Origin of the sequence: Gordonia sp. UBA7860 (assembly GCF_002500165.1) — a bacterium.
Classification (GTDB): Bacteria; Actinomycetota; Actinomycetes; order Mycobacteriales; family Mycobacteriaceae; genus Gordonia; species Gordonia sputi.
This window is the reverse complement of the sequence record NZ_DLSO01000030.1, coordinates 1-22,249: the sequence shown is the minus strand read 5'-3', so window position 1 is coordinate 22,249 and position 22,249 is coordinate 1. Positions and strand designations below refer to the sequence as shown.

At 64.0% G+C, this 22,249-nt stretch carries 24 protein-coding genes; 20 read left to right on the top strand and 4 right to left on the bottom strand.

Annotated elements, in window-relative coordinates; genetic code table 11:
- The first annotated feature begins 17 nt into the window (after positions 1 to 17).
- Genes B3T59_RS04340 through B3T59_RS04320 form a run of 5 tightly spaced genes read left to right on the top strand, consistent with a single transcriptional unit; the run spans position 18 to position 4,707 of the window.
- Positions 18 to 794: an N-acyl homoserine lactonase family protein gene (locus tag B3T59_RS04340; protein WP_287001575.1), complete on the top strand. Its 777-nt coding sequence runs from the start codon at positions 18 to 20 to the stop codon at positions 792 to 794.
- Positions 787 to 1,725, top strand: coding sequence for an NAD(P)-dependent oxidoreductase (locus tag B3T59_RS04335; RefSeq protein WP_197502432.1), 939 nt, complete (start codon positions 787 to 789; stop codon positions 1,723 to 1,725). Before B3T59_RS04340 ends, B3T59_RS04335 begins: the two co-directional genes overlap by 8 nt.
- Positions 1,722 to 2,162 (top strand): cupin domain-containing protein, encoded by a 441-nt coding sequence (locus B3T59_RS04330; protein ID WP_287001574.1) that lies wholly within the window; start codon positions 1,722 to 1,724, stop codon positions 2,160 to 2,162. Before B3T59_RS04335 ends, B3T59_RS04330 begins: the two co-directional genes overlap by 4 nt.
- A complete protein-coding gene (locus B3T59_RS04325) occupies positions 2,159 to 3,865 on the top strand; it encodes an NAD(P)-binding domain-containing protein (RefSeq protein WP_287001573.1) in 1,707 nt (568 codons plus the stop codon). The genes B3T59_RS04330 and B3T59_RS04325 overlap by 4 nt, the downstream gene beginning before the upstream one ends.
- Positions 3,862 to 4,707 (top strand): SDR family NAD(P)-dependent oxidoreductase, encoded by an 846-nt coding sequence (locus B3T59_RS04320; protein ID WP_287001572.1) that lies wholly within the window; start codon positions 3,862 to 3,864, stop codon positions 4,705 to 4,707. The genes B3T59_RS04325 and B3T59_RS04320 overlap by 4 nt, the downstream gene beginning before the upstream one ends.
- Positions 4,708 to 4,772: 65 nt before the next feature.
- On the opposite strand, the gene B3T59_RS04315 is transcribed toward B3T59_RS04320, so the two are convergent.
- On the bottom strand, positions 4,773 to 5,423 hold the full coding sequence (locus tag B3T59_RS04315) for an alpha/beta hydrolase (RefSeq protein WP_287001571.1): 651 nt from the start codon (positions 5,421 to 5,423) through the stop codon (positions 4,773 to 4,775).
- A 110-nt stretch (positions 5,424 to 5,533) separates the two neighbouring features.
- On the bottom strand, positions 5,534 to 6,523 hold the full coding sequence (locus tag B3T59_RS04310; protein WP_251722738.1) for a helix-turn-helix transcriptional regulator: 990 nt from the start codon (positions 6,521 to 6,523) through the stop codon (positions 5,534 to 5,536).
- 198 nt (positions 6,524 to 6,721) lie between these two features.
- Here B3T59_RS04310 and B3T59_RS04305 point away from each other — a divergent pair, with 198 nt between their 5' ends.
- From B3T59_RS04305 to B3T59_RS04270, 8 genes are all read left to right on the top strand, one after another.
- Positions 6,722 to 7,828, top strand: a complete 1,107-nt coding sequence (locus tag B3T59_RS04305) for a zinc-binding dehydrogenase (RefSeq protein ID WP_287001570.1) — start codon at positions 6,722 to 6,724, stop codon at positions 7,826 to 7,828.
- Between the two features lie 26 nt (positions 7,829 to 7,854).
- Entirely contained in the window at positions 7,855 to 8,562 is a 708-nt protein-coding gene (locus tag B3T59_RS04300; RefSeq protein ID WP_287001569.1) for an SDR family NAD(P)-dependent oxidoreductase, read from the top strand.
- A gap of 75 nt (positions 8,563 to 8,637) precedes the next feature.
- Positions 8,638 to 9,873 (top strand): acyl-CoA dehydrogenase family protein, encoded by a 1,236-nt coding sequence (locus B3T59_RS04295; protein ID WP_251722735.1) that lies wholly within the window; start codon positions 8,638 to 8,640, stop codon positions 9,871 to 9,873.
- A gap of 69 nt (positions 9,874 to 9,942) precedes the next feature.
- Positions 9,943 to 10,899 (top strand): VOC family protein, encoded by a 957-nt coding sequence (locus B3T59_RS04290; protein ID WP_251722734.1) that lies wholly within the window; start codon positions 9,943 to 9,945, stop codon positions 10,897 to 10,899.
- A 124-nt stretch (positions 10,900 to 11,023) separates the two neighbouring features.
- Entirely contained in the window at positions 11,024 to 12,103 is a 1,080-nt protein-coding gene (locus B3T59_RS04285; protein ID WP_287001568.1) for an ABC transporter permease, read from the top strand.
- On the top strand, positions 12,100 to 12,936 hold the full coding sequence (locus B3T59_RS04280) for an ABC transporter ATP-binding protein (RefSeq protein WP_287001567.1): 837 nt from the start codon (positions 12,100 to 12,102) through the stop codon (positions 12,934 to 12,936). The genes B3T59_RS04285 and B3T59_RS04280 overlap by 4 nt, the downstream gene beginning before the upstream one ends.
- Entirely contained in the window at positions 12,933 to 13,808 is an 876-nt protein-coding gene (locus tag B3T59_RS04275; protein ID WP_064864130.1) for an ABC transporter ATP-binding protein, read from the top strand. Before B3T59_RS04280 ends, B3T59_RS04275 begins: the two co-directional genes overlap by 4 nt.
- A complete protein-coding gene (locus B3T59_RS04270) occupies positions 13,805 to 14,398 on the top strand; it encodes a TetR/AcrR family transcriptional regulator (RefSeq protein ID WP_269447016.1) in 594 nt (197 codons plus the stop codon). The genes B3T59_RS04275 and B3T59_RS04270 overlap by 4 nt, the downstream gene beginning before the upstream one ends.
- A 112-nt stretch (positions 14,399 to 14,510) precedes the next feature.
- On the opposite strand, the gene B3T59_RS04265 is transcribed toward B3T59_RS04270, so the two are convergent.
- Positions 14,511 to 15,257, bottom strand: coding sequence for an alpha/beta fold hydrolase (locus tag B3T59_RS04265; protein ID WP_287001566.1), 747 nt, complete (start codon positions 15,255 to 15,257; stop codon positions 14,511 to 14,513).
- The gene (locus tag B3T59_RS04260) at positions 15,254 to 16,315 is read right to left on the bottom strand and encodes an isopenicillin N synthase family dioxygenase (protein ID WP_251722728.1); all 1,062 of its coding nucleotides are present in this window, start codon (positions 16,313 to 16,315) and stop codon (positions 15,254 to 15,256) included. Before B3T59_RS04260 ends, B3T59_RS04265 begins: the two co-directional genes overlap by 4 nt.
- Before the next feature lie 176 nt (positions 16,316 to 16,491).
- Here B3T59_RS04260 and B3T59_RS04255 point away from each other — a divergent pair, with 176 nt between their 5' ends.
- The 7 genes from B3T59_RS04255 to B3T59_RS04225 all read left to right on the top strand — a co-directional run.
- Positions 16,492 to 17,052, top strand: a complete 561-nt coding sequence (locus B3T59_RS04255; protein WP_251722727.1) for a helix-turn-helix domain-containing protein — start codon at positions 16,492 to 16,494, stop codon at positions 17,050 to 17,052.
- 234 nt (positions 17,053 to 17,286) lie between these two features.
- Positions 17,287 to 17,811: an MSMEG_0572/Sll0783 family nitrogen starvation response protein gene (locus tag B3T59_RS04250; protein WP_251722726.1), complete on the top strand. Its 525-nt coding sequence runs from the start codon at positions 17,287 to 17,289 to the stop codon at positions 17,809 to 17,811.
- A 45-nt stretch (positions 17,812 to 17,856) separates the two neighbouring features.
- A complete protein-coding gene (locus B3T59_RS04245; RefSeq protein ID WP_287001565.1) occupies positions 17,857 to 18,756 on the top strand; it encodes a carbon-nitrogen hydrolase family protein in 900 nt (299 codons plus the stop codon).
- Positions 18,749 to 19,066 (top strand): MSMEG_0570 family nitrogen starvation response protein, encoded by a 318-nt coding sequence (locus B3T59_RS04240; RefSeq protein ID WP_251722724.1) that lies wholly within the window; start codon positions 18,749 to 18,751, stop codon positions 19,064 to 19,066. The genes B3T59_RS04245 and B3T59_RS04240 overlap by 8 nt, the downstream gene beginning before the upstream one ends.
- The gene (locus tag B3T59_RS04235) at positions 19,063 to 20,349 is read left to right on the top strand and encodes an MSMEG_0569 family flavin-dependent oxidoreductase (RefSeq protein WP_287001564.1); all 1,287 of its coding nucleotides are present in this window, start codon (positions 19,063 to 19,065) and stop codon (positions 20,347 to 20,349) included. The genes B3T59_RS04240 and B3T59_RS04235 overlap by 4 nt, the downstream gene beginning before the upstream one ends.
- A 71-nt stretch (positions 20,350 to 20,420) precedes the next feature.
- Entirely contained in the window at positions 20,421 to 21,476 is a 1,056-nt protein-coding gene (locus B3T59_RS04230; RefSeq protein WP_251722722.1) for an MSMEG_0568 family radical SAM protein, read from the top strand.
- A gap of 1 nt (position 21,477) precedes the next feature.
- On the top strand, positions 21,478 to 22,249 hold a 772-nt coding region (locus tag B3T59_RS04225; RefSeq protein WP_287001563.1), incomplete at its 3' end, for an MSMEG_0567/Sll0786 family nitrogen starvation N-acetyltransferase.

The window sequence follows — 22,249 nt, the reverse complement described above, 5'->3', positions numbered from 1 at the left end:
AGACGCTGCGCAGCCTCGTGTATCTCAATCATCATCTCTACGACGAGCCCGATGGCCCGATCGGTATGGACTATTTCATCTGGATCGTGCGAAACGCCCAACGCACGTTCGTCGTCGACACCGGATACAGCGTCGAGGGTGGCCTGGCACGTAACCGCGGTCATCTCATCCACCCCGCTGAGGCACTCACGGCCCTCGACGTCGACCCCGATGACGCCACCGTGATACTCACCCACGCTCACTACGATCACGCCGGCAACCTGGACCTGTTCCCGCGGTCGCCGATCATCACCCCCAGAACCGAATTCGACTTCTGGACCGGAAAGATGGCGCATCGCTTGCAGTTTCGACACTCGGCCGAGACCCGCGAACTTCAATTGCTCGGCGAGATCGCACGCCAAGGACGGATGACCTTCTTCGAGGGGCGTTGCCACATCGCGCCGGGAATCGAGTTGATCGAACTCGGCGGTCACTCTCCGGGGCAGGCGATCGTCCTGGTCAACACCGAAGCAGGCACCGTCCTGCTCAGTTCGGACGCGACGCACTACTACGAGGAGATCGAGCGGGACATGCCGTTCCTCGTCGTCGCCGACCTCGAGGCGATGTACGCCGGCTTCGACACGATGAAGCGCATCGTCGACGAGCGAAACGCCATCCTGGTGCCCGGCCACGATCCGGAGGTCATGACGCGCTTTCCCGCGCACGACACCGCAGACTTCGCGGTCGTCATCGCCCCTACGCCAACACCATCGCGCTGCGTCGCAGCCACACAGAGAGGAGCAGACGTTGTCTGACGTCACATCAGAGAAGTCGAGTCGTGGCGGTCCTGTCGGATTCATCGGCCTGGGCAACATGGGCGGCCGCATGGCACGCTGCCTCGTCGACGCCGGAGTCGAGGTGATCGGCTTCGACACCGTGGCAGCCAACGTGGCCGACTGCGGCGCCACCAGGGCCACCTCGGTCAAGGATGTCATCAGCAGCGCGGACGTCGTGTTGCTGTCGCTGCCGCACAGCCGCATCGTCGAGAGCGTCGTCAGGGGCGCCGACGGAATCCTCGAGCACTGCTCGCCGGGACAGATCATCGTCGACCTCAGCACCTCCGAGCCCGCGTCCACCAAGGTGCTCGCAGACGAACTCGCCGCGCGCGACGTCGCCCTACTCGATGCCGGGATCTCCGGCGGTGCCGCTGCGGCGGAGAAGGGCGCGCTGACCCTCATGGTCGGCGGTCAGTCGGACGTTCTCGAATCCGCACGCCCGATCCTCGATCTCTTTTCCGCCAAGGTCTTCCACTGCGGTGACGTCGGTGCGGGGCACACGGTGAAGTTGTTGAACAACTTCCTCAACGCGATCTCGCTGTCGGCGACAGCCGAGGTGATGGTCGCCGGACGCAAGGCCGGGCTCGACCTCGACGTACTGCTCGACGTCTTGAACAGCAGTTCCGGCGTCAACTTCGCGACCCAGAATCGCTTCCCGAAGATCATCCACGGCGACTACCTCGAAGGCGGTCTCACCAACTCGTTGATGATGAAAGACGTTCTCGCATATTGCGATCTGGCCGCAGGTCTCGGCGTCACGAGTCCCAACTCGTCCGCACCCGTCGCCGCCTTCGGACTCGCGATCCAACTCGGCTACGCCGATCGCATCAGCAACACGGTCGTCGACGCGATCGGCGATCTCTCCGGGAACGTTCGCCTACAACCCACCACGATCGAGGACAACGCATGAAACTCATTCACTCCGTCGACCACTCGGGCACGGCAGGCAAGACCGGTTCGAAGTTCACCGGCAACGTGTACAACTACCTGACCATGCCCGCCACCGACGGGATCACCATCAACTCGGTCAACTTCACTCCCGGCGCGCGCACCTTCTGGCATCACCACGAGCACGGTCAAATCCTGCAGGTCTTGGCAGGCGAGGGTCTGATCGGGACCGAGACAGAGGTCCGCAGGCTCAAGGCCGGCGACACGGTCTGGTGCCCGCCAGGCGAGAAGCACTGGCATGGTGCGGGAGCCGAATCGTTCATGACACACACCGCCATCTCCCTGGGAGTCACCACCTGGGCCGACCCGCTCGACGATGCAGACTTCGTGGCGGCGGCCGAGGTGGTTGGGGCCGACACGAGCTCATCCGACCAGGCCAGCGTGGGAGCACTCCGATGAGCACAGCGGCCCTTCCCGACATCGCGCTCATCGGACTGGGCAACATGGGCTCCCCGATGGCTGCGCGTCTGATCGGCGCCGGGTATCGGGTCACCGGCTTCGACCTCGATCCCGCGGCTCGGGATCGGTTGGCCGCGAACGGCGGTACCGGCGTGGCCACTGCCGTCGAGGCGGCACGGGCGGCATCGGTGGTCATCCTCATGCTGCCCAACTCCACGGTCGTCGAAGCCGTCGTCCGGGACTTGCTCGACGCTGCTGCACTCGCGCCCGGAATTGTCGTCGTCGACATGAGTTCGTCCGATCCGGCGTCGACTCGCGAACTCGCACAGACGTTGTCGGCCGCCGACGTGACCCTGGTCGATGCACCGGTCTCCGGTGGGGTCAAGGGTGCAAAGAACGGCAAGCTCACGATCATGGTCGGCGGCTCCCCCGAGGCATTCGAGACGGTTCGCCCCGTGTTGGAATCGTTGGGCACCCCGCGACTCGGGGGCGACGTCGGAGCCGGGCACGCCATCAAGGCGATCAACAACCTGCTCTCGGCCACACACCTGTTGGCCACTGCGGAGGCAGCCGCTGCTGCACAGCGCTTCGGGCTCGACCCAGCGGTGCTGATCGACATGGTGAACACGTCCAGCGGCCGGAGCGGCTCGACCGACAACAAGTACCCGAACTTCATTCTCCCCGGCACCTTCGACTCCGGCTTTGCGCTCGCGCTGATGCTCAAGGACATGAAGATCGCCACCGATCTGGCCGCGAAGGTGGGTGCGCCCGCACTGCTCGGCGAGCAGGCGGTCGCGATGTGGGAGCGTGCCCAGACCGAACTGGAACCGGGCGCTGACCACACGGAGATCGCACGTTGGATCGACAACAACGTCGACGATCCCGTGGCCGATGATTCCACAGTGGACTCAGAAGCATCGAAGAATGCTCTGGCTCAACGCATTCGGGATATTCATGGGACATGGGACGACGGTTGGCAGTCAATTCTCGACCTGCGGCCGACCTTCCTCGCCGCCTACGCCGACCTCGCCGAGGTTCCGTGGAAGAAGAACCATCTCGACGACAAGACCAAGGAACTGATCTACCTCGCGGTCGACGCCGCAGCGACCCATCTGCACAGTCCCGGCGTTCGTCAACACATCAGAGCCGCACTCGACCACGGTGCTACTCCCGACGAGATCATGGAGACCATCGAGCTGACGGCAACGCTCGGGATCCATGCGATGAATATCGGTGTGCCCCTGCTCACCGAGGTGCTCGAGGAGGAGGGTCTGCGCGACACGCCGGCCGAACTGACCTCATACCAGCGGTCCCTGCAGGAGCAGTTCACCACCGAGCGCGGCTACTGGCATGAGTTCTGGGACGAAATCCTCGAACTCGATCCCGAGATGTTCGAGGCGTACACCGAGTTCTCGGCGTTGCCGTGGCGCACGGGATCCCTCTCGCCAAAGGTCAAAGAACTCATCTACATCGCATTCGACTCTGCCGCAACACATCTCTACGTCAAAGGCTGGAAGCTACACATCCGCAACGCAATTCACCATGGGGCAACCAAGGAGGAGATCCTTGAAGTGATGGAGATCTCCAGCGCGCTGGGCTTCCAGTCCGCGACGACCGCCTTTCCCATTCTCGCAGACGAACTCGACCGCCGGTCACGTCGGTCGGCCTCGTCAACCGATGCCATCGGAGGTTCCCACTCATGACCATGACCGGACTGAACGGGCGGGTGGCGGTCGTCACCGGAGCCGCAGGTGGTCTCGGGCGCGCTGCCGCGATTCGCCTGGCCGACGAGGGTGTGCACATCGTCGCCGTCGACCTCGACGAAGCCGCAGCACGTGAGGTCGCATCCGCGCTGTCGACCGAGTCGATCGGGGTGGGCGCAGACGTGACCACGGAGAGTGGCGTCGACAGCTACCTCGCCGCCGCGCTCGATCGATTCGATGCGGTGGACTTCCACTTCCTCAATGCCGGTATCGCGGGATCGACAGCCCCACTGGTCGACGTCTCCGTCGACGAGTGGGATGCGGTGATGGCTGTGAACCTCCGCGGCCCGTTTCTCGGGGTTCGTGGCGCGTTCCGCGAGTTCCACAAAACGGGTGGGCACGGCGCGATCATAGTCACCTCGTCGATCGCCGGATTGCGCGGCAGCAACGATCTCCTGGCATACACGACGTCCAAGCACGGCGTCATAGGACTCGTGCACGGCGCGGCCGTCTATGGCGGCCCCATCGGAGTGCGGGTCAACGGCATCGCACCCGGTATCGTCCCGACGCAGATCTTCGGCCCCGCGGGCCGCGACGACATGATCCGCCGTGCCGGTACCTCACCGCTGCGACGGCCGGGACGCCCGGAGGAGATCGCCGGTTCGGTGGCGTATCTGTTCAGCGACGATGCCACGTACGTCACCGGCGAGATCCTCTCGGTCGAAGGAGGCGCCAACATCCAGAACACCAACCGCAACGCGGGTGGTGCGGGACTGTGGGATGTCTCGGTCACCGATCTCGACCTGTTGCACCGGCACGGAGCAGCGACGACCAACCGATAGCAGCGAGACGAAAGGTGCTCCGCGGCAACAGATCATGGGCCGCGGAGCACCTTGTGTTGTGGCCACTACGTGAGCGACATCGTCTCCTCGCGACGCAAGAGCTTCCGTGCAGCGTCGATCGCCTCATCGGTGATGATGTGCTCGTCGCCCGGAACGATCAGTGCGTCGACATCAGCTCCAGCCGCGCGGAGCACGGCGACAGTCTGCGTGACCCGCTCGGGCGGCACAAAGGGATCGTGCTCGATACTGCGCACCACCACGGGAACACCGTTGAGCGACTCAGGCTGCGCCACAACATCTTCAGGTCCGATGTAGCCGCCGGTGAACAGGATGATCCCGCCGACAGGCCGTGGCCGGGTCAGCGCCCAGTGTGCAAGCAGACACGCGCCCTGTGAGAAGCCCCAGACGACGAGCCGCGCGGTATCGACCCCAGAATCGACAAGCGCGTCGACGCGTGCATCGATGGTGTCGAGGGCGTGATCGAGACTCGGCTGATTGGCATCGAGGGGTTCGAGGAACGGTCGCGGATACCACGAGTTCCCGTCGGCCGCTGGTGCGAAGTAGCGGACGTTGTCGATATCGAGTCGGCGCGATTGCTCCCTCATGAAGTCCGGACTCTGCCCGCGCCCGTGCACAGCCAGTACTGCGGTCGTCATATCGGCGGGCTCGGCGTCCCACTCGATCAACGGAGAAGAAAGATGAGGGTTCGACGCCACGCTGCGCTCCGTCCACTAGTCGGTGATTCGTGAGCGTATCCGGCGTCGATCACCGCGCCCTGTTGCGTTTGCGCACCGATCTGTCGTGGATGCGCACGGTTCGCGAGAGGTCAGCCGAGGCTCGGATGAACAGAGGCGCGGTAGGCGGCCGGGGTGACGCCGATCCGCTCCTTGAACAGGTTGCCGAAATGCGAGGGATTCGCGAATCCACAGCGCATCGCGATCTGCCCGACGGGCACCGTCAACTGCGCCGGATCGGCGAGTTCGCGCTGCGCCAGCTCGATCCGCCGTGTCCGGATTCGTTCGGCGGCAGTCTGACCCGCCCCCCGAAACACGTTGTGCACCTGCCGAACCGAGACATAGTGGGCGTCTGCGAGTTGCTTCACGTCCAACTCGGGATCGTCGAGGTGATCTTCGATGTAGGCGAACAGCTGCTCGCGCAGCCGTTGCGTCGGATCCTTCGGAACCACCGACTCGCCGACCTCCTGCAGGACCAGCGTCACGGCGAGGTCGACCGCGCTGCGTAGAGCTCTGGCCCGTTGGGCCGGACCGACTTTCGGGAGGGTCTCGTTGAGAGAAATCAGCAGTCCCGCCACCGCAGGGGTCAATCCGCGGTCGGGTCCGAGCGTGCGCGCCTGCACATTCCGGATGTAGTCGATCGGAATGCTGATGGCGTTAGACGGAAGCGTCAGGCACAGACTGCGGTAGTCGTCGCTGCTCGCCACGAGCCCCACTCGATCGGCGCTGTAGAAGCCGATGTCGCCTGGGCGGAACACGCACTGTTGGCCGTCGACCTCCATCGTGGCGTGGCCGTTCAATTGCAAGGAGAGCATGTGGACGGGAGCTGCACCGTCGCGTCCTGCCGGGTCGTGGTAGGCCTCGTGCTTGCCGGTCACCAAGTCGCACAACCCGATTCCGTCGGCGACATGCGCTCGGAGTCTGCCGTGGAAGTCATTGGCCGAATCAGGCCGTACGTCGAATCGGGTGGTGAGCGCGGCGATCGCCGGTCCCCACTCCTCGACGCTGAGATCGTGATCGCCCGACCATGCGGCCGAGTGGGCTTCTCGCTCTCGACTTGCGTCGTCGCAAATCTTTGTCACTGCAGTAGTTCTTTCTCGCCACGGACGCTGACGTCCTCACTGTGAGGGTGTTCGCATCCACAACATCGGTGTGCACACATCCGTGATGGCAGTGATGCCGGTCACGAATAGCTTCGAGTGTGACACGCAATCAGGGCGATGTCACCCCACCGATCAGCACGGCGATCAGTCGCCTACCACCCGTTCTGGAGGATTCCGATGAAGGCAGTCGTCGTTCCCGAGGCAGGCAGGCTCGAGGTGATCGACGTGACCCTCCGGGCCCCGGAGGCAGGCGAGGTACATGTCCGTCTCGACGCGGCAGCGATGTGCATCACCGATACCCTCAGCCTCGCCGGCGACGGGCTCACGCCGTTTCCGCTCATTCCCGGACACAGTGCCACTGGCACGGTCGTGGCGGTCGGACCGGACACCACCCGAGTCGCGACCGGCGACCGGGTGATCGTCGTCGGCTCGGCCCAGTGCACCCACTGCTACTACTGCGAGCACGACGCCCCCGGCGCCTGCGAGCAGATTTTCGACGGCATGTCCCGCGTCATCGGCACCGACTCCGACGGCCGGGCGGTCCATGCCGACGGCGGCGTCGCGACCATGGCGGAGGAGATGATCTACCGCGAATCCAACGTGGTCGTCGTTTCCAGCGCCACTGATCCGAAGCATCTGGCGATGCTCGGCTGCGGGATCGTCTCAGGTCTCGGAGCGGTCCTCGATGTTGCTCAGGTCAAAGCGGGCGATTCGGTAGCGGTTCTCGGGTGCGGCCATCTCGGACTCTGGATGATTCAGGCTGCGGTTCTTGCCGGAGCCGCTCAGATCATCGCCGTCGAGCCCATCGAGTCCCGGCGCCTTCTCGCAGGCGAACTCGGGGCCACCGACCTCGTCGACCCGGAGGAGTCGGATCCCGTCGCGCAGGTGAAAGCACTCACCGACGGGCGCGGCGTCGACGTCGCACTCGAAGCCGCCGGTCGCACCGCGGCCATGGAGCAGGCATTCGCGATGACGCGGGGCGGCGGCACGGTCGTGCCGACCGGAATGGAAAGCCCAAGCGCCACGGTCACCCTGCACGGGTACGAGTTCGCGATCGGGTCGAAGCGAATCCTGAGTTCCCAGACCGGCGGGGGCGACATCATCTCGATGATCCCCAGATTCTCGGAGTTACTCGACACAGGTGCGCTGAATCCGACGGCGATCGTCACGGACGTCTACGAGATGGCCGACATCGAGACCGCATTCGATGACATGCGAAATCGCAAGGGAATCACCGGAATCGTCCGGCTCAATACGCAAGCGCACAGTGAGGAAGCACAGTGAATCGATTCGACGGGAAGGTCGTAATTGTGACCGGGGCGGCCGGCGGGATCGGCCGCGCGACAGCGCAACGCCTCGCAGAGGAGGGCGCCGTCGTGATCGCCACCGACGTCAATGACGCCGACGCACAACAGATCACCAAGGAACTGCGCGTCCCGTTCTCACGCGGGTCGTTCACCACGCTCGACGTCACCGACGAGGACGGCTGGGACGCAGTGGTCGAGCAGACACTCGCCGAGCACGGCCGCATCGACGCACTCATCAACAACGCGGGTATCGGCGACCTCCGCACGATCGAGGAGAGCACGCGGGCCAGCTACGAGCACGTGATCGGCATTCTGCAGACCGGCGCCTTTCTCGGGATGAAGGCGGTCGGCCCCGCACTCAAGGAGACCGGCGGCTCCGTCGTCAACGTCAGCTCCATGTTCGGATTCGTCGGAACCGCAACGGTGTCACCCGCCTATCACGCGGCCAAGGGCGCTCTCCGCAGCATGAGCAAGGGCACTGCGGTCGCCTGGGCGCCCGACGGTGTCCGCGTCAACTCCGTCCATCCCGGATTCATCGACACCGCGATGCTCGGCGGGGCCGACGACTCCGTCTTCGCACCGGTGATCCCCATGGCGCGTGTCGGTCGACCAGCCGAGGTGGCCGCGGCCATCGCATTCCTGGCCAGCGACGACGCCGCATACGTGACGGGCGCCGAACTCGCCTGCGACGGCGGTTACGTCGCCCAGTAGTCCCCAGTCACCCGATAACCAGTCGCCCACCAGCACCCACATTCACCAACCGAACTCATCAGCAGAGGAGCCCAGATGCCCATCCCACCAAGAGAAGTCGCAGTCGTCGACCCGCCGAAAGACCTCACGGTCGCCGAAGCACTCGCCGTCGTCGCCGAACTCGCCCCGCAGATCCGCGCGGAAGCACCCGAGACGGAGGCGCGCACCTTCTATTCCGAGGACCTCCACCTGGCCTTCATGCGCGCAGGCCTCTACAACATGCTTCGACCGAGGACATTCGGCGGCTACGAGTTCCCGATCGCCGCCTACCTCAAGGTGGTTCGCGAGATCGCACGCGCAGACATGAGCACCGCATGGGGCTTCTGCCTCGCCTCGGCACACGTGCTGTGGATGGCATCGTGGTGGCCCGAGGAGGCGCAACGCGAGTTCTTCGCCAGCGCGCACACGGCAGCGTGCGGTACGTCGGCTCCCGGCGGGAGGATGACAAAGGTCGACGGCGGCTGGATCGTCAACGGTGTCTTCCCCTACGCCTCCGGCGGAGCGTACTCCACCCACTTCCTCGGCCACGTGTTCCCGGTCAACGAGGACGGTAGCCAGGGTCCGCTGAGCGTGTTCATGGCTCCGCGAGACATCTGGACCGTGCGCGACGACTGGGGTAAGACGCTGGGACTCAAGGGCTCCAGCTCGCACACCGTGGAGATCACCGACGGATTCATTCCCGATTCACACGTTCTCCTGGGTCAGGCGATCACCGACATCGCCGTCGACGAAGGTACGCCGGGTTACGCACTGCACAAGAACCCGATCTACAACGGAAGGGGACTGTCGACCTTCACGCTCGAACTCGCGAGCCTCGGCGTCGGTGGTGCGTTGGGCGCCCTCGATCAGTACCGGGAGGTCATCACGACCAAGCGGACTGCGTTGCCGCCCATCACACTTCGGTCGGAGAATCCGACATACCAGCTCTGGTACGCGGACGCGGCAACGCGACTCCAGGTGGCCGAAGCGACGCTCGACGCCGCCGCCGAACAGTTCACGGAGTGCGCGACGCGTGCCGCGAAGGGCGAGGGCACGTTCTCGATGACCGACGACGCTGGAATCGGGCGGTGCGCCTACACAGCGCAGGCGACGGCGTGGCAGGTGCTCGAGGGCACGCTCATGAAGACCTCGGGTTCCAGCCACCTCGTGAACGGTTCCCGCATGGAACGGATCTGGCGCGACTTCAGCATGCTGCACAGTCACCAGAACACGATCGTCCAGGACATCACGGCTCCGATCTACGGGTCCGCATTGCTCACCACCGCGTCCTGATCACTCGTCACCCACTGAAAACCTCTGGATAACAACGAAGTTCGCTTCATCACCGAAAGGAAAGAAATCATGGCCTTTGTCGAAGGTTCACACCACGTCACCCTCTCCGTCGCAGGCGCACAGGAGGATGTCGACTTCCACGTCAAGACACTCGGTATGCGCTTCATCAAGCGCACCGTGCTGTTCGACGGCTCGCTGCCGATCTACCACCTCTACTACTCGAACGCCAACGGCGATCCGTCGAGCGTGATCACCACCTTCCCGTGGGCGCAGCAGGGTCGCTTCGGCAAGCCCGGCACCAACCAGGCGCGCGAGGTGCTGCTGTCGGTGCCCACCAACTCGCTCGACTACTGGCACTCCCGCCTGACCGAGCACGACGTCAAGGACGTGCAGGACATCGAGGTGTTCGGTCAGCGCCGCTTGGCATTCCGTCATCCCTCGGGCCTGGAGTACGTCTTCGTCGCCAATGACAACGACGCTCGTGAGGGCTACTCGGGCAACGGCGTACCGCAGGAGCACGCCATTCACGGAATCCACGGTGTCGGCATCCACGCCCACACTCCGGACCGGATGGTCGACTTCGCCGAGGATGTCTTCTACTCGCAGGGCGACATCATCGAGGACGGCGACCGTGCTGCATTCCGCGTCGGCAACGAGAAGGTCGGCAACTGGGTCGAGCTGGTGGGCAACCGCACCGACGACCAGGGCACCTGGAGCTACGGCGCGGGCACCTACCACCACTTCGCATGGAATGCGTCGAGCCTGGAGAACCAGGACGAGCTGAAGTTCGAGATCGAGGGGGCCGGCTACACCGACATCTCCGAGCTCAAGGACCGCAAGTACTTCAAGTCGGTCTACGTGCGCTCACCAGGTGGGGCGCTGTTCGAGATCGCTGTCACCCACGCCGACGGCGGCTGGGACTGCGACGAGTCGCCGCAGGAACTGGGCATGCGCTTCCAACTCCCGTCGCAGTTCGAGGATCGTCGCGAGGAGATCTTCGGACAGCTGGAGACGATCGAGGACTGATGTCCTGACGTTCTGACCTACAGGGGCGACGGCGCACAGCCGTCGCCCCTGTATGCGTGTTCACTCCGTAACGATAATTCATCATCTGATGACTTTTGGCGGGCATCGTGCCTACACTCGCCACATGCGAGCGATGATCCTGAAGGAATTCCGCGAGTTACGGCGCGATCCGCGCACCCTGGCGATGTTGGTCGTACTACCGCTGCTGCTGCTCGTGATCTTCGGGTACGCGGCCAACTTCTACGTGTCGTCGTCGACGACTGCGGTCGTAGGCCCCCAGGCGACGCAGTTCGCGAAGTCGTTGCCGGAGTATTTCGACGTCACGACCGTCGACACGAACGGCACCGAGGCCGACGCCTCCGAGCTGCTGCGCGACAACAAGGTCGACACCGCCTTCGTCACCGGGCACAGCACACCAGGTCAACCGACCGTCGTGGCACTGCTCGACGGATCGAATCTGTTTGGCGCACAGGCAACATCGGGTCTGCTCAACAAGATGGGCAACAGCGTCAAGGTCCGCGTGCTGTTCAACCCTGAACTCAAGACATCGTGGGTCATGGTCCCCGCGATCATCGGCCTCATCCTCACCTTCATCGGCACGATCGTCACCAGCATCGGGCTGGTACGCGAACGTGAGGCAGGAACGCTCGAACAGTTGGCCGTCATGCCGATCAAGCCCAGCCAGGTCATTCTCGGCAAGATAGCGCCCTACTTCCTTCTCGCGGCCATCGACATGATCATCGTGACCGTGCTCGGCATGTGGCTTTTCGGTGTGCCCTTCAACGGCAATGTCGGGGTCTTCGCACTCGGCGCCGCCCTGTTCCTGTTCGTCGTCCTCGGACTCGGCGTGCTGATCTCCACCATCTCGCAGACCACCGGGCAGGCCATCCAGACCGCCTTTCTCTTTCTCATGCCACAAATCCTGTTGTCGGGCATGATCTTTCCGCTCGATGCCATGGCAGCTGGGGTCCGCTGGATCGGCTACCTACTCCCGCTCACCTACTTCACGATGATCTCGCAGGGTGTCATGATCCGAGGCGCATCGATCGGCTCGCTCTGGGTCCCGCTGCTGGTTCTGGCGGCGATGGCCGTCGTCGTATTCACCGCCGCCACACTGCGGTTCCGTCGCGACCTCGCTCCCAATGCACGTCCGTCCGCGTCGGCACGAGAGCAGGCGGATACGACCAGCGGTGCGGCGTCGTGATCGCCGCAGCGTCGTCGGTGACCGTTCGGTTCGGCGACACCGTCGCTCTCGAGAACGTATCGGTCGAACTCACCGATGGAACAATTCTGGCTGCGGTGGGCGGTGATGGCGCAGGCAAGACGACGCTCCTGCGAGTTCTTGCGCGCGAGGTGGTCTGCGACTCCGGGACGATCACGTCACCGGACAAGCAGCACCTCGGGTATCTTCCCGCCGGTCCCGGGTGCTGGGCCGCACTCACCGTGCGGGAGAACCTCGATTTCGTCGGCGAGATGTACGGACTACGGGGCGACGAACTCGTCGCACGTCGTGACGAGATGATCGAGCGCGCAGGACTGACCGTAGCCACTGATCGACCGGCCGGTGCACTCTCGGGCGGCATGCGGCGCAAGCTCGCCACGTCGATGGCGCTCATTCACCGACCGCGCCTTGTCATCCTCGACGAACCGAGCACCGGGGTTGACCCGGTGAGTCGAATCGATCTGTGGCGCATGATCTCCGAGTCGGCTGCAGCAGGATCGGCGGTGATCATGTCGACGACCTATCTCGACGAGGCAGAACGCGCAGCAGAACTACTCGTCCTCGACGAAGGCCGCACGCTGGCGCAGGGTTCGTACGCCGCCGTGTGCGCCGAATTCACCGGAATCATCACCTCGTCACCTCACCCGGTCCGACGGGAGTGGTCATGGCGTCGAGGACATGAGCGTCACGAGTACTGGCCCGAGGACTCAACCGAGCGGCCCTCTTCGGGAGCCACCACCGTAGATCCCGACCTGGAGGACATCGTGATCTCGCTGTCACTACGGCGCCAACTCGTTTCAGCAGGTGCACGATGACCGCCGACCGGCCCCTGCTCGCTGCCGATGAGGTGACGAAGCGCTTCGGCGACTTCACCGCCGTCGACGACGTCTCGATGAGTGTCGGCGGCGGAGAGGTCGTCGGACTTCTCGGCGCCAACGGTGCAGGTAAGACAACACTCATCCGTATGCTGCTCGGGTTGCTGCGACCCACCCGCGGCTCGGTAACCCTGTTCGACGGTCCGCCTGATCAGCGCCGACGAGCCCGATTGGGCTATGTACCACAGAATCTCGGACTCTACCGCGATCTCACTGTGCGCGAGAATCTCGAATTCTCGACCGGGGCGTATGGCGTCGCGGTGCCGGAACTCCCCGAGGACCTCGCAGCACACCAGGACACGCTCGTCGGTTCATTACCCCTCGGAGCGCAGCGTCGGATCGCATTTCTGGTGGCACTGGCACACACTCCTGACGCGTTGATCCTCGACGAGCCGACATCGGGCGTCGACGCGCTCTCACGCGCGCGACTGTGGGATACGATCCGGGGCGAATCAGATCGGGGCACAGCCGTCCTGGTGACCACGCACTACATGGAAGAAGCGCAGGAGTGCGACCGCCTGCTGCTGATGTCGGCGGGAGAACTCGTGGCCCAGGGCAGTGAGGCGGATATCGTCGGTGACACCACAGCCGTGCAGGTCGTCACAGACGACTGGGCGAACACCTTTTCCGTGCTCAACGACGCCAACGTGCCCGTGATTCTGTCCGGAACATCGATCCGTGTTGTCGACACCGACCCCGCACGACTCCAGCAGGTCCTCGACGAAGCAGGCATACATGCAAGCGTGACAACAGTTCCCGCGACCATCGAGGAGAAGATGCTTTCGCTTGCGAGGGACAGCGCACCAGCATGAGCGGCCGAAGAACCGGAAGACCCCCGTCATCCGATTCCACTGCCACGCGGAACGCGATCCTCTCCGCAAGCCGAGAGCTGCTGTCGGAGAAAGGGTTCGAGCGGACCACCATGCGCGCGATTGCAGGCCGTGCGGGGGTCGACGCCGCCCTGATCCACCACTACTTCGGCAACAAGCGCGCGCTGACGGTCGAGGCATTGCGGCCGGACGTCGACCCCACGGCAGTGTTCCGCGATACACCGCTGGACGCGGCGCATCCGGGGCGAGATTTCGTTCGACGCGCGCTGCATCTCTGGGACGACGACGCCGCGCAACGACAACGGGCCATCGCACTACTGAGGATTGCGCTGACCGACGAACAAGTGTCGGAGCGCATGGTGAGCTTCTATGTCGGCGTGGCGCATGTCGCGCTCGGCGACATCGTCGAGGCCGACGATCGAGATCGTCGGCTCGTTCTCGTCGCCGGTCAGATGCTCAGCCTCGTCACCATGAGGTACGTGTTCCGTCGTCCGGAGATCGCCGACGCGACCGTCGACGAACTGGCCGAGGATGTCGGCCCGCTGATCGACCGGCTACTCGGAGTCGGTTGACCAGCTGTCCCCCTCGACTGGCCACTGGGCAGAGTCATGCGATCATTCAGTGACGACTCGTTCACCCATGGTGAGTCACCGTCGCGCAGCGGTATGAATGCGCGCGGCGCAATCACGACCATTCCCGCGCACCGACGGCCGCGAGGATCGCGTCGACCACAGCTGCCGGTTGTGAGAGTTGTGGCCCATGATCGCTGTCGAGGGTCACCACCCGCGCTCCCGGAACGAGCTCTTGCATGTGGCGCTGCGCCACGAGCGGCACGGATCGGTCCCGCGTGACCTCTATGTAGAGGCGGGGTAGTTGGCCAAAGCGCTCCGGGGTCCACGACGGCGAGATGAGGCGTCCCGACTCTTGCTGCGGCGCAACCATTCTCGACGCGGCGATCGCGTCGGCGGGATCGGCGTCGTGAAAGAACACGCTAACTGCCGCCTCGGGGCTGACCGACGTCACCGTCGAATCATCTGTCGAGTCCAAGAAGGCTGCAATCCCGACCGGAGCACGCAGCCCCGCGTCGTCGCACAATCTGCCGAACCCCCAGCCCGAGGGCAGCATCATGCCGGCGACATAGACGACGCCGCACACTCGCTCACAGATCTGTTCTGCGACATGGGTGGCCACGATCCCACCGCCCGAATGGCCGACGAGCAACAGCGGCCCGTCGACGTCGGCGACCTGACCGATCACCGCGATGGCGATGTCGTCGAGTTCGGCCGGCTCGTCGAGGGTGGGGCCGACGCCCGGCAACGTCACCGCGATCGACTCGACACCAGCCCGCAGCAGGGGTTCACGCACGCGATCCCATACCCAGGGACCCGCCCACGCGCCGTGGATCAACACCGCGGTAGGACGTTGCGTCACTGCGGCTTGCCCGCTGACAGAACCCGTGCCGCCTCACGCACCGCTGCGGTGTTGGCCTTGCCCTGACGCGAACCGGCGAGCTTCGCCGCGATGTGATCGCGCACCACGATCGGCTCGTAGGCCATCCCGTTGTCGAATTCGAGATGGCTTGGCAGCGTCTCGATCGTCGCGTCGACATTGCCGTCATGGAAGAACGCCACAGATCGACGGCGCTTGATCGTCCCGTCGACGATCGGCGGCTTGACCCGATGCAGCGTCGACATCCACCGGTCATTGGTCATGCGAGCAGTCAAGTCACCCAGATTGACCAGCAGCGCACCATCTATGGGCGACACGTCGTGCCAGACGCCGTCGCGTCCGAGCACCTGCAATCCGGCGACCTGGTCGGCCCAGAGAACCGTGACGATGCCGAAGTCGGTGTGCTCGCCCATACCGGTCAGCTCACCGTCGAGCGACACAGTGCCCTCGGGCAGCGCGTAGTTATTCATCCGCAGCACGTCGATCGAATGGTCGGTGATGGCGTCGAAGTAACCCTGCGGCACCCGCAACGCGTCGGCGAAGACCGACGTCAGGACGCGCGCAACACGAGAAGCGTGCTCGAAGTAGTTCTCCACCTTCGACCGAAAGCCATCGACATCGGGCCAAACGTTGATTCCGTAGTCGTCCTCGGAGAGGTTGAGGCCGGTGAATGATCTCGCCTCGACACCGACGTTGAAGGCTTCGAAGAAGTCGTTCATCCGGCTCGGCGCTTCGAGACCCAGGCTCAGACTGAGCGACTCGCTCTTGGGCGGTGAGTACCCCCGATTACCCTGTGCCACATAGCTCTTCTTGTCTTCGAGCGATTGACCGAAGAAGTCGTCGACAGCCTCGCCCAGTCCAGCCCATACGCCTCCTGGAATGGCATGTCCGAGGATCTGGATGAAACCGACGGTCGAGCACGCTGCGTCCATCTCGGCCGCGACACGCGCGCGGTCTGCCGCAGTGCTGTCGGCGTCCACGTAGGGGGTGATGTCGACTACGGGCACCGAGAACATTGAGGAGTCTTCTTGTGTATTCATGGCTTGAATGTTGCTTTCACTGAGCACGATCACCGATGACACACACGTGTGCGGGAGGGGTGATCGCGGGCTGCGACCTGCAGCATGAATGGAATATTACCTCAATCAATATTTGCTCGCATTTCGGTGCTCTTCGCCGCATCCGAGGCGGCATCTCCGCCTGATAAGTTGCCCGAATGGAGGACGACCAGGATCACCTCGCCCGCGCACTGGGCGCCGCCATCCGCGTTGCGCGCAAGAACCTGGGGATGACCCTCTCTGAAGTCGCCAAGAAGACTGCACTTTCGCAGCCGTTCCTGAGTCAGGTCGAGAACGGCAATACGACGCCGAGTGTGCTCAACCTCCACAAGATCGCCCAGACCCTTGGCACCACCGCGCACGCCCTGCTCGAGCAGAGCGACCGAATGCCAACGACAGTCTCCCGCTCGAGTGACACCCCCGGCTACGACCTCGGACCGAACGCCTCTGTCCGCTTTTGCATTTCGGGAACACGTCTCCTCGACTGCAACGAAGTCACGGCAGGACCTCACACCGAGCAGGACTCCGACAACACGCACGCGGGTGAGGAGTTCGTTTTCGTGATCACGGGCGAGCTGCACATGACGGTCGACGGTCGCGACTACACACTCGGCGCTGGCGACACCATCCACTACGCGGCCATGGTGCCGCATCGCTGGCACAACGAGTCCGACGCCGAGACCCGGTTCCTGTTCGTGAGTACGCCGCCGAGTTTCTGAGCACACGCGCCTGCCCACCATCTTTCGGACGCCGTCGGCATTGGTTACGCGCTGCCGCGTATGAGTTATTCCGCGCGTAACCACCACGAAATATCTCGGGCGTGAACTTACTGATGTAGCCGAAACGACCAGCACCCGCCCCGCAGCGAAGCGTCGGCTCCACTCTCGAGGCAATGTCGCCTCACCATCCTTCACCCGTCCGCGTGGACTCGCGGCAGCACCCCGAGGAGCATCGTGTCTTCCTTCGACGCGTCGATCAGCGACAACATCACCAAGTCCCTCAACGAGATTCCCCATCCCTCCCTGCCCAAGGGCTCGAACATCTACGGCGGGACGAAGATCTTCCCCGACTACCAGGCAGAGGACGGCGAAACGTATTTCACCCTGGTACACGGCATCGCCCACGAGTCGTCGGTGTCATTCGTCGCAGTCCTACAGGCCACCCGCGCACTCCGCAAGGGTTTCGAGTCGGCGATCTACTTCTACGGTCCGGGTGCCATCAATTGCCTTGCCACACGCGGCTTCCCGAAGACAGGTGACTCCGGCTTCCCGGGCGAGCAGAACATCAACGACTCCCTGGCCACGTTCATCGCCGAGGGCGGGACCGTCTTCTGCTGCCGGTTCGGACTGGCATTGCACGGCGGTCGAGAAGAAGACCTCATCGAGGGCGTGATCCCCGCCCATCCACTCGACGTGCAGGATGCTGTCATCCACTACGCCCGTAAGGGCGCGATCATCAACTCGACCTACATGGTCTGAGATGACAATGCGCACAACATACTTCGACCATGTTCCGGGGTTGACATGACCAGAGTGGCAGCAGTCGCGGCGAATTTCTCGCGCGATCTCGAACAGAACTACGCAACCATCGAACACTTCGTCGCCCAGGCGAGGCGTGCGAGCGTCGACTTCCTCGTGTTCCCCGAAGCGGCGATCGGTGGCTATCTCTCGTCGCTGGGCAATCACGGCGACACCATCAAGAACACGACACGATCACTTCCGCCTGCGATCACTCTCGACGGTCCCGAGATTCGCCGTGTGCAGGCAATCGCGGGGGACATGGTCATTGCGATCGGCTTCTGCGAGTTGGCCGACGACGGCGAAACCCGTTACAACGCTGCAGCTTTGCTCGACGGCGCACAGATCTACGGCAGCTACCGAAAAGTGCATCAACCACTCGGTGAGAACATGTCGTACTCGTCGGGCACCCACTACGGCGTCTTCGACACGCCGGTCGGGCGCGTCGGACTCCAGATCTGTTACGACAAAGCCTTTCCCGAGGCAGCCAGGTTGATGGCACTCGACGGCGCCGAGATCATCGCCAGCCTGTCGGCGTGGCCTGCCGCTCGAACTGCTACTGCGGAAAACCTCCAGGAGGACCGCTGGACCTACCGGTTCAACCTATTCGACGCCGCACGAGCGCTCGACAATCAGGTGTTCTGGATCGCCTCGAACCAGTCTGGGACCTTCGGATCGCTGCGCTACGTCGCCAACGCGAAGATCGTCGACCCCGGCGGCAATGTACTGGCAACCACCCTGCTGTCGGAGGGGATGGCTGTCGCCGACATCGACATCGCCGAAACGTTCACGACGATGCGCGGCGGAATGTTCCATCTGCGCGACCGCCGACCCGACGTCTACGGACCGCTCACCGAACTCGACGCGACCGGCACCGCAGGGTGGAGGGATCTGGCCCATGCCTGAGATGACATTCGTGGTTCGGTGGCCAGACGGAACCACCCAGAACTGTTACTCGCCCAGCCTGGTGATGCATGACCATCTCAGGGCCGGTGAGCAGTACACCGTCGGCGACTTCCGCGAGCGCTCCACAACGGCTCTGCGCGAAGCAGCCGAAAGAGTCCGCGCGAAGTATGGATTCGCATGTACGTCGGCAGCCGCGACGATCGATGAGATCACTGAAGCGGCAGCACGATTCGATTCGCGCGAGAACGTGCACATCGTCGACATGTATCCGCCGTTGCCAGCCCCGTCGACCCTGGAGACCTCCTCATGAGCACACCGGCTCATTCCACTCACGTGCCGGTCGTCATCGTCGGAGGTGGCCAGGCCGGCCTGTCGGTCAGCTGGTATCTGTGTCAGGCCGACGTCGAACACCTTGTGGTGGAGGCCAAGACCCCGACGCACGCCTGGGCCGACTCACGGTGGGACAACTTCACTCTCGTCACTCCGAACTGGCACTGCCGCCTCCCCGGCTACGCCTATGACGGTCCCCACCCCGACGGCTTCATGACCCGAGACGAGGTCGTCGAGTGGCTGGGCGGGTGGCTCGAGACATTCGACGCCCCGATCCGCGCGCATACGACGGTAACCCGGCTACGTCAGATCGACTCGGCGACTTTCGAACTCACCCTGCAATCCGGCGAAGACGTCGAACTGTTCACGTGCGATCAGGTCGTCGTCGCGACGGGTGGCTACCCACTCCCAGTGATACCGCCCTACGCGGCAGCACTCGATTCCTCGGTGCAGCAACTGCATTCCGAGCAGTACTTCAACCCGGAACAGCTTCCGGATGGCGCGGTCCTCGTCGTCGGGAGCGGGCAGTCGGGTGCACAGATCGCCGAAGACCTTCATCTGGCAGGCCGTCAGGTGCATCTCGCAGTCGGCAACGCACCGCGGGTTGCACGACGTTACCGGGGACGGGACTGCATGACGTGGCTGGCCGACATGGGCCTGTACGACACCCCCACCGCACAGTACCCGGGAGGCAAAGCGGCACAGGAGAAGACAAACCATTACGTGACGGGCCGAGACGGTGGCCGCGACGTCGACCTCCGCCAGTTCGCCACAGAGGGCATGCGCGTCTACGGCTCGCTCACGGGCGGCAAGGACTCAGGACTGACCTTCGCGCCGACACTGCGCTCAGCGCTCGACAAGGCCGATTCCGTGTACAACTCGATCTGCGCCGACATCGACCGTTACATCGACGCCCACGAGATTCAAGCACCTTCACCATCGCGATACGAACCCGTGTGGCAGCCCGACGCTGAGCCCACAGATCTCGATCTCATCGAATCGGGCGTCACCAGCATCGTGTGGGCGATCGGATTCCGACCGGATTACCGCTGGATCGAGGCGAGTGCGTTCGACGGCGGGGGTCGTCCCATGCAAACGCGTGGAATCACCCAGGTACCCGGCCTGAGCTTCATCGGACTGCCGTGGATGCACACCTGGGGGTCGGGACGATTCCTCGGAATCGACGCCGACGCAAAGTACGTCGCCGACTCGATCATCGAAGCGCTCGACGACACGCACGAACACGTCCGCGTCGCTTCCTGACAGCCAACCAGACGTGACGGGCCATCGATGTCTCGGCTTCACTTCCACTCTCCACCGAACGGAGCACACACGTGACCGTTTCCACCCGTACAGATCTCGCCCTGCTGGGTATCCGCGGCACCCCTCCCGTCAACCGGACCGGTGGTGCCGGGCCGACCGACGACGGACACCTGATGATCGACGGCCTACATGCTGCGATCCCACGAAATCCGGCCAGCCCGTTCAGCTTCGACGGCGACCGTGTCCTCTACGACGGCCACGACACCGGACTCGACGTACAAGCCATCTCTCGTCCGCGGTTCTACGACCTGGTCACCGACGAGGGCGTCAGCTACGAGAAGATCGCAAAACTGCACGGCAGCAATGTTCTTGCCACGACCGTCGTACAGACCTGTATCCGCTACGACGCCGATCAACGGTGTCGATTCTGTTCGATCGAGGAGTCACTGCGGTCGGGGTCGACAGTCGCGGTGAAGAAGCCCGCCGACCTCGCGGCAGTCGCGCGTGCAGCCGTCGAACTCGACGGTGTCTCGCAGATGGTCATGACCACGGGCACATCGGCGGGCCGCGATCGCGGCGCAAAACACTTGGCGCGCTGCGTCCGTGCCGTGAAAACCGCTGTGCCCGACCTTCCGATCCAGGTGCAGTGCGAACCGCCCGCCACGCTCGACACGATAACTGAACTTCGCGAGGCCGGAGCCGACGCGATCGGCATACACGTCGAATCGCTCGACGACGATGTTCGTCGGCGTTGGATGCCCGGCAAGGCAACTGTGTCGCTCGGCGAATACCGCGCCGCCTGGGACGAGGCCGTCCGAGTGTTCGGCCGAAACCAGGTGTCCACCTACCTCCTGGTCGGTCTTGGTGAGGACCCGGACGAGATGATCCGGGGCGCACAGCAACTCGCGGACTCAGGGGTGTATCCGTTCATCGTTCCCTTCCGACCACATGTCGGTACCCTCGCCGTCGACGTCGACGACGCGCGGGCCCCCGATCCCGCCATCGTGGAGAAGATCAGCCGCGAGGTCGCCGGACATCTGCAACTGATCGGCATGTCGGGGTCGGATCAACGTGCGGGTTGCGCGGCTTGTGGCGCGTGCAGCGTGTTACCGAACGTCGGAGGGTGACATGATTCTCGATGGTCGAGACACGACTCCATACGGAACCGCCCACCGTGATCTCTCGATACTGGCCGGCCAACCCCCGGCTCCGCCGACCTTCCTCATCCGAGTTGCCGACGAACCGTCCACGGTGACCGCCCATCACGCACTACGCCATCGCGAGTTCGTCGAACGTCAGGGACTGTTCGACGCGTCGGACCGCGACGACATCGATGACGACCCCCGGACCGTCGTTCTGGTCGCGGTCACCCGGGATGGTGCTGTCGTAGGCGGAGTTCGTCTGGCGCCCAACCACACTCCAGACATCGGTTGGTGGTCGGGTAGCCGTCTGGTCGTGCTCGACCCCCAGCACTCCGCCGGGATCGGGGCAGCTCTCGTGCGGGCCGCGTGTGCTCATGCCGAGTCGATCGGTGTCGTACGGTTCGATGCGACTGTCCAGGACCGCTACGCGCCGATGTTCTTGTCCCTCGGCTGGCGTGATTGCGGGGCCGGCGAGACGATCGCCGGACGAACTCATCGTCGGATGCGGTGGCCTATCGGTCGGATACAACGGACCGTAGAAGCCACGAAGGCGATATTGGCCGAGGTTCTCAGCCCGTTGGCAGATCAACCCGACGGTCTGGGGCCCAAGGGTTTCCGCGGCGACGACGGAACACCGGTGCCGGGCACCGATGTCATCGCCGCCTGCGACGCGATTCTTCCCTCGATGGTGGAGCGCGATCCCGAATGGGCCGGATGGTGTTCGGTGCTGGTGAACATCAACGACCTGACCGCGATGG

Coding starts and splice junctions, on each gene's coding strand:
- B3T59_RS04330 (WP_287001574.1), top strand. CDS start 1,722: ATGAAACTCATTCACTCCGTCGACCACTCGGGCACGGCAGGCAAGACC.
- B3T59_RS04325 (WP_287001573.1), top strand. CDS start 2,159: ATGAGCACAGCGGCCCTTCCCGACATCGCGCTCATCGGACTGGGCAAC.
- B3T59_RS04320 (WP_287001572.1), top strand. CDS start 3,862: ATGACCATGACCGGACTGAACGGGCGGGTGGCGGTCGTCACCGGAGCC.
- B3T59_RS04305 (WP_287001570.1), top strand. CDS start 6,722: ATGAAGGCAGTCGTCGTTCCCGAGGCAGGCAGGCTCGAGGTGATCGAC.
- B3T59_RS04295 (WP_251722735.1), top strand. CDS start 8,638: ATGCCCATCCCACCAAGAGAAGTCGCAGTCGTCGACCCGCCGAAAGAC.
- B3T59_RS04290 (WP_251722734.1), top strand. CDS start 9,943: ATGGCCTTTGTCGAAGGTTCACACCACGTCACCCTCTCCGTCGCAGGC.
- B3T59_RS04285 (WP_287001568.1), top strand. CDS start 11,024: ATGCGAGCGATGATCCTGAAGGAATTCCGCGAGTTACGGCGCGATCCG.
- B3T59_RS04275 (WP_064864130.1), top strand. CDS start 12,933: ATGACCGCCGACCGGCCCCTGCTCGCTGCCGATGAGGTGACGAAGCGC.
- B3T59_RS04270 (WP_269447016.1), top strand. CDS start 13,805: ATGAGCGGCCGAAGAACCGGAAGACCCCCGTCATCCGATTCCACTGCC.
- B3T59_RS04260 (WP_251722728.1), bottom strand. CDS start 16,315: ATGAATACACAAGAAGACTCCTCAATGTTCTCGGTGCCCGTAGTCGAC.
- B3T59_RS04255 (WP_251722727.1), top strand. CDS start 16,492: ATGGAGGACGACCAGGATCACCTCGCCCGCGCACTGGGCGCCGCCATC.
- B3T59_RS04245 (WP_287001565.1), top strand. CDS start 17,857: ATGACCAGAGTGGCAGCAGTCGCGGCGAATTTCTCGCGCGATCTCGAA.
- B3T59_RS04240 (WP_251722724.1), top strand. CDS start 18,749: ATGCCTGAGATGACATTCGTGGTTCGGTGGCCAGACGGAACCACCCAG.
- B3T59_RS04235 (WP_287001564.1), top strand. CDS start 19,063: ATGAGCACACCGGCTCATTCCACTCACGTGCCGGTCGTCATCGTCGGA.